This window comes from Nocardioides sp. LS1, assembly GCF_003865225.1.
Taxonomy (GTDB): Bacteria; Actinomycetota; Actinomycetes; order Propionibacteriales; family Nocardioidaceae; genus Nocardioides; species Nocardioides ginsengisegetis.
In genome coordinates, this window is sequence record NZ_BIFF01000002.1 from 82532 (window position 1) to 97616 (window position 15085).

Below are 15085 nucleotides of genomic sequence, written 5' to 3' on the forward strand. Positions count from 1 at the left end.
TTGATGTTGCTCGACACCGCGTCCCTGTACTTCCGCGCGTTCTTCGGCGTCCCCGAGATCAGCGGCCCCGACGGCACCCCCGTCAACGCCGTGCGCGGGCTGCTCGACTTCATCTCGCGGCTCGTCGGTGACTACGGCCCGACCGACCTGGTCTGCTGCTGGGACAACGACTGGCGGCCGCAGTGGCGGGTCGACCTGATCCCGTCGTACAAGGCGCACCGCGTCGTCGAGGAGGTGCCCGGGGCGGCGCCGGACGTCGAGGAGGTCCCCGACCCGCTGCAGGTCCAGGTGCCGATCATCCTCGAGGTGCTCGACGCGCTGGGGATCACCGTCGTCGGCGCCGACGGCTATGAGGCCGACGACGTCATCGGCACCCTCGCGACCGGCGCCGGCCAGCCCGTCGACATCGTCACCGGCGACCGCGACCTGTTCCAGCTCGTCGACGACGAGGCCGACGTCCGGGTCCTCTACATCGCCCGCGGCGTGGGCAACCACGAGCGCGTCACCAACGAGTGGGTGCGGGCCAAGTACGCCATCGACGCCCACCAGTACGCCGACTTCGCCACCATGCGCGGCGACATGTCCGACGGCCTGCCGGGGGTCAAGGGCGTGGGCGAGAAGACCGCGGCGACGCTCCTCGAGCGCTTCGGCGACATCGACGGCATCGTCGCGGCGGCGCACGACCCCGACGCCGACATGGGGCCCGGCCCCCGCGGCAAGATCAAGGCCGCCCTGGACTACCTCGAGGTCGCGCCCACGGTGGTCGCCGTCGCACGCGACATCGACCTCGGTACGCCGGCCACCGCGCTCCCCCGCACTCCCCGCGACCCCGAGCGGGTGCTGGCCCTGGCCGAGCGCTACGGGCTGGAGAGTCCGATGCAGCGGCTCGTCGAGGTCCTCACCGCACGCTGAGCATCTCCCCCACCGCGATCCGGGCCGCCGAGGGGCAGCCCTTGGTGAAGCCGTAGAACGGGCCGAAGTCCCGGGTCGCGGCGAAGCCGGTCACGAACAACCCCGGCAGCGTCGTCTCCATGCCCTCGTTGAGGTCCGGGAAGCCGTCGGTCACCGACACCCGGTCGAGCACGCCGGCGAGGTAGGGCACCGCCCCGAGGTCGGCGCGGTAGCCGCTGGCGAAGACCACGTGGTCGGCCTCCAGGGGACTGCCGTTGGAGAGCTCGAGGACGAGCGTGCCGTCGGGACGGTTGCCGACGTGGGTGACGGCCGTCCCCGGGTGCCGGCGTACGACGTCGGGCAGCAGTCGCGGCACGAGCCACGGCTCGAGGGTCAGCCGGCCGACCTCCCAGAACCTCGTCGCGATCGCGGCCCGCTCCGCGTCGGACAGACCGCGCCACCAGCCGCGCGTGCGCAGCGTCTCGTCGACGTAGGCGTCCACGAAGCCCCAGCTGACGCGTTCGAAGGCCGGCACCTCGTGCCGGTGCACCAGGTCGACCCGGGCCGCCCCGTGGTCGCACAGCAGCGCCGCCCACTCGTAGGCGCTCTGCCGCCCGCCCACCACCACGACCCGGGCGCCCGCGAGGTCGCCGAAGGTCACCAGGTCGCTGGTGTGGGAGAAGCGGTCGGACGGCACGTCGGTGACCCACTCAGGGAGGTCCGCGAAGAACCCCACTCCCGGCGCGGCCAGCACCTTCTCGGCGCCGAGCCGCGAGCCGTCGGAGAGGGTCGCGACGAAACCGCCGTGGTCGAGGGGCTCCAACGCGGTCACCAGGCGCCAGTCCACGTCGAGCTTCTTCTGCTCCGCGAACCAGTCGGTGTGGTCCAGGAACACGCCGATCGGGATCGGGTCGTGCTCGGCAGGTGCGAGGCCACGGTCCTCGAAGTAGGCCGCGAAGGTGTGCTCCCCGGCCGCGTCGAGGTGCCAGTCCGGGCCGGAGCGCAGGAACATCTCGGCGGGCATCCGCCGGCGCCAGAACGACATCGGCTCGCCCTGGATCCGCGTCGGGATGCCGTGCGCCCGGGCGTGCGCGGCCGCGGCGTAGGCGTAGGGCCCGGCGCCGATCACGAGCAACCCGGTGTGGTCGTCCATCGGCTCTCCCTCGTCACCCGCACCGACGCGGGCAGCACGGCGCCCGCTCCCGAGACCGTACGCCGATCACGGGGCCCGCCGGGCCGGAAACGGACGTCAAGTCGCGGCTGGGGCCGCGCCGTACAGTCGGGGGGCATGAGCCATGTCGCAGTCGTCGGGGGCCACGGACAGGTGGCCCGACTCCTCCACGAGCCCCTCGTCGCCGCCGGTCACCAGCCGGTCGCCCTGGTCCGGAACGAGGCCCACCGAGGCGAGCTCGAGGGTCTGGGGGCGGAGGTGCGGATGCTCGACATCGAGCGGCAGGACGCCGCCGCGTTCGCCGCGGCCTTCGAGGGTTGCCAGGTCGTCGTGTTCGCCGCCGGCGGCGGCCCCGACGGCAACATCGAGCGCAAGCGCACCGTGGACCTCGAGGGCTCGCTGAAGTCCATCGAGGGGGCCCGCCTCGCCGGGATCCGTCGTTTCATCCAGATCTCCGCCATCGGCGTCGACGCGCCGCTGCCCGAGGGCACCGGCGACGTCTGGCGGGCCTACGTCGAGGCCAAGCGGGACGCGGACGCCGCCCTGCGGGCCAGCGACCTGGCGTGGACGATCCTGCGACCCGGTCGCCTGACCGACGACCCGGCCACCGGGCTGGTCGAGCTCGGGGAGCACGTCGAGCGCGGCGACGTCACGCGCGCCGACGTCGCCGCGGTGGTGGCCCGTCTGGTCGACGAAGACCTGAGCGTGGGGCACCAGTGGAACCTCGTCGGCGGCGACACCGGTCTCGACGACGCTCTCGCCCGCGCGGTCCGCGACTGAGGGGCAGAGCGGCGACCGGTGGACGTCCGACGGATCGGCCGTCCACCGGCCTCGCAGGTCACCGGGTCCGACAGGGGATCGGCCGGTGGCCTGGATGTTTGCGCAGACCGTGATCGGCGGTCGTGCGCCGTGGTCCCACCCGGAGCGACGAGCCACAGAAGGGAACGAACCCCTGCTGTTCCCCTCGCGACTTCCGGGACACGCACGACCCCCCGGTCCGAGGACTCATGAGTGGGCCTGGCGTTGGGACCACATGACGAATCTAGGGGCGCCGTGGCTCCTCGCACCAGCACCAACCTGGGGTAAATCGCGGTTCGACCCGAACTCACAGGCTCCCGCAACAGAGGCGTAACGAAGCGGACCAGACCAGCGGCCGGGTCGACCCTCAGTCGGCGAGCCCGGAGTAGGCCACCACGCCGCGCCGCAGTCGCCGCACGACCTCGCGCGCGGTCTCGCGCAGCTCGGCGTCGCCGGCCGCGTCGGCCACCTGACCCGCCAGGTCGAGGAGCTGCTTCATCCAGCGCACGAAGTCACCGGCGGCCAGCTCGATGGCGCCGAGGACGTCGTCGAGGTCGTCGCCCTCGGCCCAGCGGTACGCCGCCCACGCGAACCCCAGATCGGGCGCGCGCAGGAAGTCGAGGTGGTGCTCGCGCTCCAGCGCGTCCAGCTCACCCCACAGCTTCACCATCTCCCCCACGACCGGCTTGACCGGGCCGCCGGGGATCCGCGGCGAGCTGGCGTCATCGGGACGCCGGGCCTCGAAGACCAGCACCGACAGGGCGGCCGCCAGCTCGGAGGGCGTGAGGCCGTCCCACAGGCCGTGCCGCAGCGACTCGGCGGCCACCAGGTCCATGTCGGAGTAGAGCCGCATCAGGTGCCGTCCGCGGGGGGTCACCTCGTCACCGTCGAGGTACTCCAACGCCGTCAGCACCTCGCACACCCGGTCGAACTGCCGCGCCACGGTGTTGGTGCGCTGCTCGACCCGGCGCTTGAGGGTCCGGGCGTCGCGGTCCAGCTTGAACCACCGCTCCGACCAGCGGGCGTGGTCCTCGCGGTCGGGGCACTGGTGGCACGGGTGCGCCTTCATCTCGTTGCGCAGCCGGGTCACCTCGCGCTCCGTGCCGCTGTCGGCCGGCGCCTTGCCGGGCCGGGTCGGGGGCGAGGTGAGGTTGTGCGTGCGGGACCGCAGCGCCGAGGCGAGGTCGCGGCGCATCTGCGGGTTGCGGCCGTTGAAGTTCTTCGGGATCTTCAGCCGGGTCACCGCGGCCACCGGGGTCGGGAAGTCGATCATCGCCAGCCGCCGGGCCTGCCGGTCGGCGGTCACGACGTAGGGGCGCGGGCCCTCGGCGGAGAACCCCGGGTCGATGACGACCGCGAAGCCGGCGAACTTGCCGGTCGGCACCTCGATCACGTCACCCGGCTTCAGCTGCGCCAACGACGCGAGCGCCTCCTCGCGCCGGTCGTTGCGGCGGGACTTCGCGGCGCCCTTCTCGGCGTCGCTGATCCGGCGGCGGAGGGCGGCGTACTCCATGAAGTCGCCGAGGTGGCAGGTGGCGGCCTCCCGGTAGCCGTCGAGCGCGTCCTCGCTCTTGCGCAGCTGCCGGGCCAGCCCGACGACCGCCTTGTCGGCCTGGAACTGGGCGAACGACTGCTCGAGCAGCTCGCGGGAGCGCTCGCGGCCGAACTGGTGCACCAGGTTGACCGCCATGTTGTACGACGGCCGGAAGGACGAACGGAGCGGGTAGGTCCGGGTCGAGGCGAGACCGGCGACCTCCCGCGGGTTGATGCCGGGCTGCCAGAGCACGACGCCGTGGCCCTCGACGTCGAGGCCGCGGCGGCCGGCCCGGCCGGTGAGCTGGGTGTACTCCCCCGGCGTGATGTCGGCGTGGGTCTCGCCGTTCCACTTCGTCAGCTTCTCGATGACGACGGTGCGGGCGGGCATGTTGATGCCGAGCGCCAGGGTCTCGGTGGCGAAGACGACCTTGCACAGGCCGCGGAGGTAGAGCTCCTCGACGCACTGCTTGAACGCCGGCAGCATGCCGGCATGGTGCGCGGCGACGCCGCGGGTCAGGCCGTCGAGGAAGTCGTGGTAGCCGAGGACCTGCAGGTCCTCGTCCGGGAGGTGTCGGCAGCTCTCCTCGACGAACTGGTAGATCGCGTCGCGCTCCTCCGGCGAGGTGAGACGGATGCCGGCGTTGAGGCACTGGGTGACGGCCGCGTCGCAGCCGACCCGGCTGAAGATGAAGACGATCGCGGGCAGCAGTCCTTCGCGGTCGAGCCGGTCGATGACGTCGTAGCGGCTGGGGATCCAGACCCGGCGGCCGTTGCCGACCTGCTTGGGCCCGCCGGCGTTGCCACGCCCACCCCCGGCCTGCGAGCGTCCGCGCGGGGACCGGCGGTCCTTCATCCGGCTCGAGGCCCAGTCGTCCCGGGCGATCCGGAGCAGCTCGTTGTTGACCGGGGCGCCCTCCTTGACGAAGCCGGCCTTGGCGTCGACGTCGGAGTCGGCGAAGAGGTCGAGGAGCCGCTTGCCGACCATCACGTGCTGGTAGAGCGGCACCGGCCGCTTCTCCTCCACGATGGTGGTCGTGTCGCCGCGGACGGTGGCCAGCCACTCGCCGAACTCCTCGGCGTTGGACACGGTGGCCGAGAGCGAGACCAGCGCCACCGACTCGGGCAGGTGGATGATCACCTCCTCCCACACGGCACCCCGGGCGCGGTCCGCGAGGTAGTGCACCTCGTCCATGACCACGAAGCCCAGGCCGAGCAGGGTCCGGGAGCCGGCGTACAGCATGTTGCGCAGCACCTCGGTCGTCATCACGACGATGGGCGCCTCGCCGTTGACGGAGTTGTCACCGGTGAGCAGGCCCACCTGGTCGGGCCCGTAGCGGGCCACGAGGTCGTTGTACTTCTGGTTGGACAGCGCCTTGATCGGCGTCGTGTAGAAGCACTTGCGCCCGGTCTCGAGCGCCAGGTGGACGGCGAACTCGCCGACGATCGTCTTGCCCGAGCCGGTGGGCGCGGCGACCAGCACGCCACGCCCGTCCTCGATCTCGTGGCAGGCGCGCGCCTGGAAGTCGTCGAGGGGGAAGGAGTAGAGGCTCTCGAAGGCCCGGAAGACCGGGTGCTTGCGGCCGTTGCGGTAGTCGGCGTACCGCTCCGCCGGCGAGAGGTCGTCGGCCGTGCTCATGGCCCCCACCCTACGGGCGGGGTCAGCAGAGGACGGTCAACGCTCCGGGGGCGCACTCGATGGTCAGCGGCAGCGGGCCGAACCGTTCGCCGTCGGCGTAGGACACGATGCCGGGTGCGGCGACGGTGACCGTGCGGACCCGGTGGTGCTCGTACTGCGGGTGGGTGACGTGGGTGCCCTTGAAGAGCTTGGGGTAGGTGCGGATCAGGTCGGGCTTGGTCATCGTCTTGATGATCACCACGTCGAGCATCCCGTCGTCGAGGACGGCGCCCTCGGTGATCCGCAGCCCGCCCCCGAAGGACGGGCCGTTGCCGACGGCGACGAGCATCGCGTCGAGGCGCTGCACCACCCCGTCGAGCTCAAGGGTGTAGGGCAGCGGCTCGAAGGTGCGCAGCTCCGCCAGCGTGGCGAGGTTGTAGCGCATCTGCCCCTTGGGCCAGGTCATCCGGTTGGCGCGCTCGTTGACGATGGCGTCGAAGCCGGCCGCCAGCACGGTCACGAAGTACGACGAGCCGCTGCGGGCCAGGTCGATCGTGCGGGTCCGGGCACCGATGACCCGGTCCGCGGCCGCCAGCGGGTCCTTGCGCGGGATGTCGAAGTAGCGCGCGACGTCGTTGCCGGTGCCGGCCGGGATGATCCCGAGGCTGGTCGACGTCGTGGCGACGGCCTGGGCGCCCAGGTGGACCATCCCGTCGCCGCCGCAGACCACGAGCGAGTCCACCCCGTCCGCGACGGCCTGGCGGGCCAGGTCGAGGGCCTCGTCGGCGTTGCCGCCCTGGAGGTCGCGGACGGTGATGCCGGCCGCGCGGAGCCGGGGCAGGACCGCGGCACGGGCCCGTGCCCCCTTGCCCTTGCCCGACGTGGGATTGGTGAGGAGCGCGATCTCGCGGGAGCTGCCGGTCACGCGCCGAGACTAGCGGCCGGAGGGGGTGCGATCAGCGCGAACGACGGTGCTTCTCCGAGCCGATCCGGAGCAGCGCGGCGTAGCGGTCGGTGGAGGCGCCGACGGCCTTGGCGAGCCGGCTCAGGGCGTCGAGGACGACGTCGGCGCTGAAGGACGTGCCGGGCACGGCCATCGTCAGGCGGCCCTCCACGGTGACCAGGAGGATCTGGCCGTGCCGCCAGGCCTGGTGGGCGTGCAGGCGCGCCCGGTCGTCGGCGACCGGGACGGGGTAGGCCTCGTCGACCGCCAGCAGGTCGCAGGGCAGCTCGTCCTCTCCGGCGCTGGTCAGCCGGCCGAGCACGTGGTGGCCCGTCCGGACGCCGAGGTCGGGCTCCCAGACGACGTCGCTCTCGCCGAGCCAGGCGGGCAGGTCGAAGGGATCGACGTCCACGAGGTCGAAGGTCTGGGGCCCGCTCACGGGGAGCTCTCGGGCGCGGTCACAGGGGCGAGATCTCGTCGTCGGCCCACTGGTCGGTGCCGGTGGCGGCCCGCTTGCGGACCTTGGCGCGGTCGACGGTGCGGGCCACGACCTCGGCGATGAGGAAGAGCACCAGCATCGGGATGGCCAGCATCAGCATCGAGAACGGGTCGGTGGAGGGCGTGGCGACGGCGGCGAAGACGAACGTGCCGAGGATGATCCAGGGCCGGTATCGCCCGATCGCCTTGCCGGACACGACGCCGGCGAGGTTGAGCATGATCACGAACAGCGGGATCTCGAAGGAGATGCCGAAGACCAGCAGCATCCGGGTCAGGAAGGAGAAGTACTCGCCGAACTCGACGAGGTTCTGCAGCTGGGCCGGGGTGAACCCGATCAGCACCTCGAGGCCCTTGGGGAGCACGTAGTAGCCCGTCGCGACACCCACGAAGAACAGCGGGCCGGCGACCGCGGCGAAGACCCGCGACCACTTCCGCTCCTTGGGGTGCAGGCCGGGGACGATGAAGCCCCAGATCTGGTAGAGCCAGTAGGGACTGGAGACCACGATCGCCGCGACGCCGCACAGCTTGAGCTGCAGCATCAGCGGACCGGTGGCGCCCGCGACGTACGCCGTGGTCTGGGTCTTCTGGTCCAGCGCCTCGCGGGCCTGGTTGTAGGGGCCCAGGACGAGCTCGAGCAGGCCGCCGTGGGGCTGGCCGTAGAAGAACAGCGCCACGAAGAAGATGACGAACAGGAACAGCGCCGACCGGATCAGCCGGGCGCGGAGCTCGCGGAGGTGGTCCGAGAGCGCCATCCGGCCGTCGGGGCCGACGGGGTGCTGCGGTGCGCCGCGCAGCAGGCGCACGACACCGCCGACAGAGAACGCCACGGAGGGGTCAGGCAGTCGTGTCGTCGCGGTGCTGCTGCTCGCGCGCGAGGCGGTCGCGCTCGGCGTCGAGCTCGGCCTGGCGGGCGTCGAGCGCGCGCTGCTCGGGCGTCTTCAGGTCGTCGTCGTCATCGGTCAGGCCCTTGGTCTCGGCCTTGAAGATCCGCAGCGCACGGCCGCTGCCGCGAGCGAGCTCGGGGAGCTTGGAGGCCCCGAAGAGCAGGATCACGACGGCCAGGATGATCAGGAGCTCGGGGGTCCCGAGGCCGGCGATGGCGAGCGAGTTCATGTGGGTCCTCACGTGGTGGAGACGGACGTCTTCATCCTACGCCGGGGTGGTTGTAGAGGCTGAGGGCAGCCTGTGCGGCGTCGGTGAACGTGGTGGTGAGCTCCGGGGGGCTGATCACCCGGGCGTGGGGGGCCAGCCGGAGCAGCAGGCGCTGGAGCCAGCGCTCGTCGGCGACCTGGAGCGCGACCTCGAGACGGCCACGGGCGCGCTGGCGGACCGACTCGACGGGGTAGTACTCGACGACCCAGCGGGCGGCCGGCTCGAGGAGCAGCCGGACCCGGGTGGTCTCGGACGACTGGGCGAAGAGGCCGTCGCCGAGGTCGCGCGGGGCCTCCGGAGGGGTCTCGATCGCGGTGTCGAGGACCTCCGCCTCGTGGATCCGGTCGAGCCGGAACAGCCGTGGCGCCTCGGCGCTGTGGCACCACGCGTCGAGGTAGGCGAAGCCGTTGGCGGTCACGACGCCGCGAGGGTCGACGGTGCGCTCGGACTCCTCGTCGCGGGACGGCACGAAGTAGGTCAGCCGGACCTGGCGCTGGCGCCGCGCGGCGTCGCGGAGTCGGGCCTCGAGGCGCGACAGGTCGGCCTCGACCGGCTCGTCGCCGGGGTCGATCCGCGGCGCGGCGGTGCCCTCGGCGGCGGCGGCCTCGAGCTTCGCCAGCGCGCGGTCCACCACGACCCGGGTCTCGTCGGTAGCGCCGTTGCGCAGCGCCCGCAGGGCCACGATGATCGCGGTCGCCTCGGTGGGGGTCAGCCGCAGGGGTCGGGCGAGGTAGTCGGCGTTGGAGACGCGGATGACGCCGTCGGCCTCGGGGCCCTCGAGGGCGTCGAGGTCGACGTCGATCAGGTCGTCGGGGTAGCCGCCCGGCAGGCCGCACATGAGGAGGACCTTGAGGTCCTTGACCAGCTGGTCGGCGGGCACGCCGAGCGCCGCGGCCGCGTCGTCGAGGCGGACCTGGCCGCGGGCGTGCAGGAACGGCACCAGGGTGAGGAGCCGGGCGACCTGGTCCTTGGCGCCGCTGGGTGCGGGTCGGGCGGTGGTCATGCCGCTCCCCCGACCGCCGCGGTCAGCCGCGCCACGACCTCGTCGCGCAGGGTGGCCGGCTCCTCGACGAGGACGTCGGCGCCGTGGCCCAGGATCTCGTCGGCGAGTCCCTGACCGTTGCGGACCACGACGAGCCGGTCCCAGGCCGTGCCCGTGTCGGGGCCGTCGACGCCCGTCTCGACGCTCTCGGCGACGCGGCGCAGCGCCAGACCGGCGCCGGCGCGGACCAGGACGACCGCCCGCTCGGTGGTCGGGGCGGGCGCGAGCCGGCGGGCGGTCTCGCGCAGGTCGGTGCCGGCGGGGACGTCGTACGACGCAGGCTCGCCGGTCTTGCGCGCGGCGCCCTCGACGCGGGAGAGCCGGAAGACGCGCTCCTCGCCGCGGTCGGTGTCCAGGCCGACGGCGTACCAGCGTCCGGAGTAGCGCACGACCCCCCACGGCTGCAGGTGGCGCGTGGTGGCGGTGGGCTGCCCCGAGCGGCGGTACTCGAACTCGACGGGGGTGCGCTCCTGGGTGGCCTCCCAGAACACGTCGAACGCCGGCTCGTCGGCGGTCAGGCGGGGCTGGGCGATGTCGAGCGCGGACACGTCGAGGGGCACGCCGAGCGCCGTCAGCTTGCGCACGGCCTCGGTCGTGGCCTCGGCCAGGCGGGCGTGCTCCCACACCCGCGTGGCCAGGCCGATGACCGCCGCCTCGTCGGCCTCGAGGTTGATCTCCGGCAGGGCGAACTCGTCGGGACGGATCCGGTAGCCGGGCTCGTCGTCGAAGAAGGCGTCCATGTTGCCGACCTCGATCGGCACCCCGAGGCTGCGGAGCTCCTCCTTGTCGCGCTCGAACATCTTCTCGAACGCGTCGGTGGTGGAGTCCGGGTAGAGGATCCCGCGGATCCGCTCCTTGGAGACGTAGGTGCGCTGGACGAGCAGCATGATCAGCAGGTTGAGCAGTCGCTCGGACTTCCGCACCGTCATGCCACTCCCCCGTCCACGTGCCCCTGTCTACTACGCCGTCAGCTCGCGCCGAGGATGTCGACGACGAAGTAGAGCGTGTCGGTGCCCTTGATCCCGGCGGAGGGCTGGCCGGCCTTGCCGTAGCCGTCGGCCGGCGGGATCGCGAGGATCATCCGGCTGCCGATCTTGGCGCCGACGAGCGTCTTGTCCCAGCCCGGGATGACCTGGCCGGAGCCGATGCCGAACGAGACCGGCGCGCCCTTGCTGTAGGACTCGTCGAAGGGCTTCTTGCCGCCGTAGACCTGGCCGAGGTAGTTGACCGTGATCGTCTGGCCCTTCTTCACGACCGCACCGGTGCCCTGGATGAGGGCAGCCGAGTGGAGCTTGCCGTCCGGCTTGGGGGCCTTGGAGAAGTCGAGCGAGGTGACCGCGCCGTCCTTCTGGACCAGCTTCGGGGCCCAGGCCGGCGACGGCTTGGCGGCGCCCTTGGGGGCGTCGAGCGGCGGGGTGGGCTCGCTCATCAGGTCGATGATGATCAGGACGGAGTCCTTGTTGCCGATGCCGAGCTGGGTGTTGCCGCTGGCGCCGAACGCCTTGTCGGCCGGGGCGGTGACCGCGATCCGCGAGCCGATCGTGGCGCCCTTGATGGCGTCGACGAAGACCGGGCTGACCTTCTGGCTGTCGATCGTGAGGTCCTGCGGCTGCTTGGCGTCGTAGGTGCTGAACGCCTTCTTCTGGGTGAAGCCGTTGCCGATCCAGATGTTGGTGGTGACCGTGTCACCGTCGGCGACGGTCGCGCCGTCGCCCTTGGTGATCGTGGTGTTCTCGACCGTGTCGGCGGTCATCTGCCCCTTCCAGTCGACCGTCGGCTCGCTGCCGAAGTCGCCGGAGATGGAGACTGCGTCGAGGGCCTGGGAGCCGGAGTCGGACGAGGACCCGTTGTCGCTGCCGCAGCCGCTGAGGGCGGCGACGAGCACGAGCGGGAGCAGGGCGAGCGGGAGGCGACGGAAACGTCGGGACACAGGGTTCACCTTCGGACGGGAGCAGAACGCGCACACCCTATCCGGCGTACCTGAAAGGCTTCTGATGACCGGCTACATGCCGTCGATCAGGCGCTGCACCCGCTCGTCGTGGGCGCGGAAGGGGTCCTTGCAGAGGACCGTGCGCTGCGCCTGGTCGTTGAGCTTGAGGTGCACCCAGTCGACGGTGAAGTCGCGCCGGCGCTCCTGGGCCTTGCGGATGAACTCCCCGCGGAGGCGGGCCCGGGTGGTCTGCGGCGGCACGGACTTGGCCTCGAAGATCTTCAGGTCGGTGGTGACCCGGGCGACGGCGCCGCGCTTCTCCAGGAGGTAGTAGAGGCCGCGGCCGCGGTGGATGTCGTGGTAGGCGAGGTCGAGCTGGGCGACCCGCGGGTGGCCCATCGGCAGGCCGTGCTTGGCGCGGTAGCGGTCGATCAGCTTCCACTTGATGACCCAGTCGATCTCGCGGTCGACCAGGCCGAGGTCGTCGGACTCCACGGCCTTGAGGCCGCGCTCCCACAGGTCGAGCGCCTGCTCGATGACCGGAGTGCTGATCTCGCGGCGGTCCACGAAGTCGCGGGCCTTGGCGAGGTACTCGGCCTGGATGTCGAGCGCGCTCGCCTCCCGGCCGTTGGCCAGGCGCACCTTGCGCCGGCCGGTGACGTCGTGGGAGATCTCGCGGATCGCGCGGATGGGGTTCTCCATGGTGAGGTCGCGCATCACCACGCCCTCCTCGATCATCCGGAGGACCAGGTCGCAGCTGGCGACCTTGAGCATCGTGGTGGTCTCGCTCATGTTGGAGTCGCCGACGATGACGTGGAGGCGGCGGTACTTCTCGGCGTCGGCGTGCGGCTCGTCGCGGGTGTTGATGATCGGCCGGCTGCGGGTCGTGGCGCTGGAGACGCCCTCCCAGATGTGCTCGGCGCGCTGGCTGACGGAGTAGCTCGCGCCCCGCGGGGTCTGCGTCACCTTGCCGGCGCCCACGATGATCTGGCGGGTCACGAGGAACGGGATCAGCACGTCCGCGAGTCGGGAGAACTCCCCCGCCCGACCGACGAGGTAGTTCTCGTGGCAGCCGTAGGAGTTGCCGGCCGAGTCGGTGTTGTTCTTGAAGAGGTAGATCTCGCCCTGGATGCCCTCGTCGTGCAGCCGCTGCTCGGCGTCGAGCAGCAGCCCCTCGAGCACCCGCTCCCCCGCCTTGTCGTGCGTCACCAGCTCGACCACGTCGTCGCACTCGGGCGTGGCGTACTCGGGGTGGCTGCCCACGTCGAGGTAGAGCCGCGCGCCGTTGCGGAGGAAGACGTTGCTGCTCCGCCCCCAGCTGACGACCTTCCGGAAGAGGTAGCGAGCCACCTCGTCGGGACTCAGGCGGCGCTGGCCCTTGAACGTGCAGGTCACGCCGTACTCGTTCTCGATGCCGAAGATGCGCCGGTCCACCCACCCAGAGTAGTGGCCGGATGGCTGGCGTCCGGCTACTTCGGGGACTCGGTCATTGCCGTTTGGTCCCCAACGGCAGGAAAACGGGCCCCGGTCATGCTGTTCGTGACCAATCGGTGACACCCATCTGTCTGTTCCAGCGCTGAACCAGGCGTCGACGTCCGGGTTCGGAGTAGAGCGAGTTGTCGACCAGGGCCCGCCAGGCACGCAGTCGCGCCATCACATGGCCACGCTCCAGGTCCCGGTCGACCTCGTGCATGGTCACCGCGGGATGGTTGAGCAGGTCGTCGAGGGTGAATCCGCGCCGTTGGTACCCGGCACGTGCGAGCCCGCGTTCTCGGCGCAGGTCGACACGGTGTTGGTCCTTGCGCCGATGGACCGCGCCGTCGTACTCGTGCAGCTGTTTGGTCCCGACGACCAGCAGGTCAGCCTGACCGACCACGTTGCCGGCCTCGTCGTGGAGAAGGGCTTGCGGCTCGACTGGCACTTCCATGCACTCGTCGAACAGGCGCAGGACGGTCTCGCCTGCGGACTGGGACTTGGCGGTCGAGGCCTCCCACGCAGCGCGCAGGTTGCGTACGCCGGGTCGCCTGCTGTTCAGGACGCGAGCCATCGCTGCGGGTGTGATGTGCCCCAGGCGGCGCGCCGAGTCGATGATCACGACGAGGTCGAGGTGGCCGAGGTCCCGCGCGAGCCGCAGCAGGATCTGGTCCACCGGCTCCACCGGAAGACCGTGCACCAGGCGCGGCGGTGCGGGCCGCAGGACCCGCGAGCAGAGAAGACCCGGCCGGCGAGGTCGCGGATCACCCTGCCCGACCACGGCGAAGACCGGAAGGTGCTCGGGGAGGGTCGGCGTGTGCCATCCGAGCAGCGCGGCAGCGGTCAGGTGGGTGAAAGCTGCGCCCGCCGGCAGGACCAGCTGCCACACCTTCAGGTCGAGAAGGAACTCATCGAACGGTTCGAGGCCCTCCACCACCTCACGGAAGGCCCCGTGACTGATGCGTTGAAAGCCCGTCAGTCGGATGTTGCCGCGCAGGATCGCGGGCGGCCGTCTTGTGGTCATGTGGGAAGCCTGCTGCGCCACCGGATCGTGGAAACCGCCGCGAAGCAATCTGTGGACGACCGACGTGCCGTTTGGTCACCAACGGCATCAATTCGGCCGCGAAACGTGCCGTTGGGGACCAAACGGCAGGCCCCCGAGGCCCGGCGGTCAGAGGGGTGGGGCGGTGGGGGGCTCGCCGGTGGTGGGGTCCTCGAGGGGGGCGACGCCGCCGCTGGAGGTGTCGGTGGGGTCGGCGGGGTCGTCGGGGGTGGGCGCGGACGAGGCCGGGCCGGGGTCGGTGTCGGCCGGCTCGGCGGGGGCGTGCTCGGCGGGGCCCCGCTCGCCGAGGAGCACGTCGAGGCGGGCCGGCGAGAGCCGGGAGAACTTGCGCGGCTGGATGCGGGTCCGGTCGAGGACGGCGACCTCGAGGTCCTCGGTCGGGATGACGCGGTCGCCGGCGTCGGAGTGGCCCAGGGCGCCGACGGCGAGGGCCAGCGCGGAGGCCAGGTCGGAGCCCTCGGCGTAGCTCTTCTCGAGGTGGGAGGCGACGGTGTCGGCGGCGCCACCCATGACGGCGTAGCCGTGCTCGTCGGCCACCTGGCCGTCGTAGGTGAGCCGGTAGATCTGGTCGGCGGCGGCGGTGTCGCCGATCTCGGCCACGAAGATCTCCACCTCGTAGGGCTTCTCCCCACCCGAGGAGAAGATCGTGCCGAGCGTCTGGGCGTAGGCGTTGGCCAGCCCGCGTCCCGTCACGTCGCGGCGGTCGTAGGCGTAGCCGCGCATGTCGGCCAGGCGTACGCCGGCGATCCGGAGGTTCTCGAACTCGTTGTAGCGACCCACCGCGGCGAACGCGATCCGGTCATAGATCTCCGAGACCTTGTGCAGCGCCTGGGAGGGGTTCTCGGAGACGAAGAGGACGCCGTCGGCGTACTGGACGGCGACGACCGACCGGCCCCGGGCGATGCCCTTGCGGGCGAAGTCCGCGCGGTCCTTCATGAGCTGCTCGGGCGAGACGTAGAACGGCATGCTCATG

At 71.6% G+C, this 15085-nt stretch carries 14 protein-coding genes; 2 read left to right on the forward strand and 12 right to left on the reverse strand.

What is annotated here, in order from left to right; all coding sequences use genetic code 11:
* The first annotated feature begins 3 nt into the window (after positions 1-3).
* Positions 4-912 (forward strand): 5'-3' exonuclease, encoded by a 909-nt coding sequence (locus EJF31_RS05135; RefSeq protein ID WP_125037628.1) that lies wholly within the window; start codon positions 4-6, stop codon positions 910-912.
* Here the strand turns inward: EJF31_RS05135 and EJF31_RS05140 are convergent.
* Positions 899-2044: an FAD-dependent oxidoreductase gene (locus EJF31_RS05140; protein ID WP_125036060.1), complete on the reverse strand. Its 1146-nt coding sequence runs from the start codon at positions 2042-2044 to the stop codon at positions 899-901. The two genes, EJF31_RS05135 and EJF31_RS05140, sit on opposite strands and share 14 nt — an antisense overlap.
* A 135-nt stretch (positions 2045-2179) precedes the next feature.
* Here EJF31_RS05140 and EJF31_RS05145 point away from each other — a divergent pair, with 135 nt between their 5' ends.
* Positions 2180-2842: an SDR family oxidoreductase gene (locus EJF31_RS05145; protein WP_125036061.1), complete on the forward strand. Its 663-nt coding sequence runs from the start codon at positions 2180-2182 to the stop codon at positions 2840-2842.
* Positions 2843-3227: 385 nt separating this feature from the next.
* Here the strand turns inward: EJF31_RS05145 and EJF31_RS05150 are convergent, their stop codons facing one another.
* The 11 genes from EJF31_RS05150 to prcA all read right to left on the reverse strand — a co-directional run bounded on the left by EJF31_RS05150 (position 3228) and on the right by prcA (position 15084).
* Complete coding sequence (locus EJF31_RS05150; protein WP_125036062.1) at positions 3228-6032, reverse strand: RNA helicase; 2805 nt, start codon at positions 6030-6032, stop codon at positions 3228-3230.
* Positions 6033-6054: 22 nt separating this feature from the next.
* A complete protein-coding gene (locus EJF31_RS05155; RefSeq protein WP_125036063.1) occupies positions 6055-6936 on the reverse strand; it encodes a diacylglycerol kinase in 882 nt (293 codons plus the stop codon).
* A 31-nt stretch (positions 6937-6967) separates the two neighbouring features.
* Entirely contained in the window at positions 6968-7393 is a 426-nt protein-coding gene (locus EJF31_RS05160) for a hypothetical protein (RefSeq protein WP_125036064.1), read from the reverse strand.
* Positions 7394-7412: 19 nt separating this feature from the next.
* Complete coding sequence (gene tatC / locus EJF31_RS05165; RefSeq protein ID WP_260430633.1) at positions 7413-8279, reverse strand: twin-arginine translocase subunit TatC; 867 nt, start codon at positions 8277-8279, stop codon at positions 7413-7415.
* Between the two features lie 7 nt (positions 8280-8286).
* Positions 8287-8565: a twin-arginine translocase TatA/TatE family subunit gene (tatA, locus tag EJF31_RS22470; protein ID WP_125036065.1), complete on the reverse strand. Its 279-nt coding sequence runs from the start codon at positions 8563-8565 to the stop codon at positions 8287-8289.
* Between the two features lie 31 nt (positions 8566-8596).
* Entirely contained in the window at positions 8597-9607 is a 1011-nt protein-coding gene (locus EJF31_RS05175) for a YafY family protein (RefSeq protein ID WP_125036066.1), read from the reverse strand.
* Entirely contained in the window at positions 9604-10575 is a 972-nt protein-coding gene (locus tag EJF31_RS05180) for a YafY family protein (protein WP_125036067.1), read from the reverse strand. Before EJF31_RS05180 ends, EJF31_RS05175 begins: the two co-directional genes overlap by 4 nt.
* Positions 10576-10613: 38 nt before the next feature.
* A complete protein-coding gene (locus EJF31_RS05185) occupies positions 10614-11576 on the reverse strand; it encodes an FKBP-type peptidyl-prolyl cis-trans isomerase (RefSeq protein ID WP_125036068.1) in 963 nt (320 codons plus the stop codon).
* Positions 11577-11648: 72 nt separating this feature from the next.
* Positions 11649-13010 carry a Pup--protein ligase gene (gene pafA, locus EJF31_RS05190; protein ID WP_125036069.1) on the reverse strand — a complete coding sequence of 454 codons (1362 nt, stop codon included), beginning with the start codon at positions 13008-13010 and terminating at the stop codon, positions 11649-11651.
* A 94-nt stretch (positions 13011-13104) separates the two neighbouring features.
* Positions 13105-14073 (reverse strand): hypothetical protein, encoded by a 969-nt coding sequence (locus tag EJF31_RS05195; RefSeq protein ID WP_125036070.1) that lies wholly within the window; start codon positions 14071-14073, stop codon positions 13105-13107.
* Positions 14074-14220: 147 nt separating this feature from the next.
* Entirely contained in the window at positions 14221-15084 is an 864-nt protein-coding gene (gene prcA, locus EJF31_RS05200) for a proteasome subunit alpha (RefSeq protein WP_125036071.1), read from the reverse strand.
* Position 15085 lies beyond the last annotated feature (1 nt).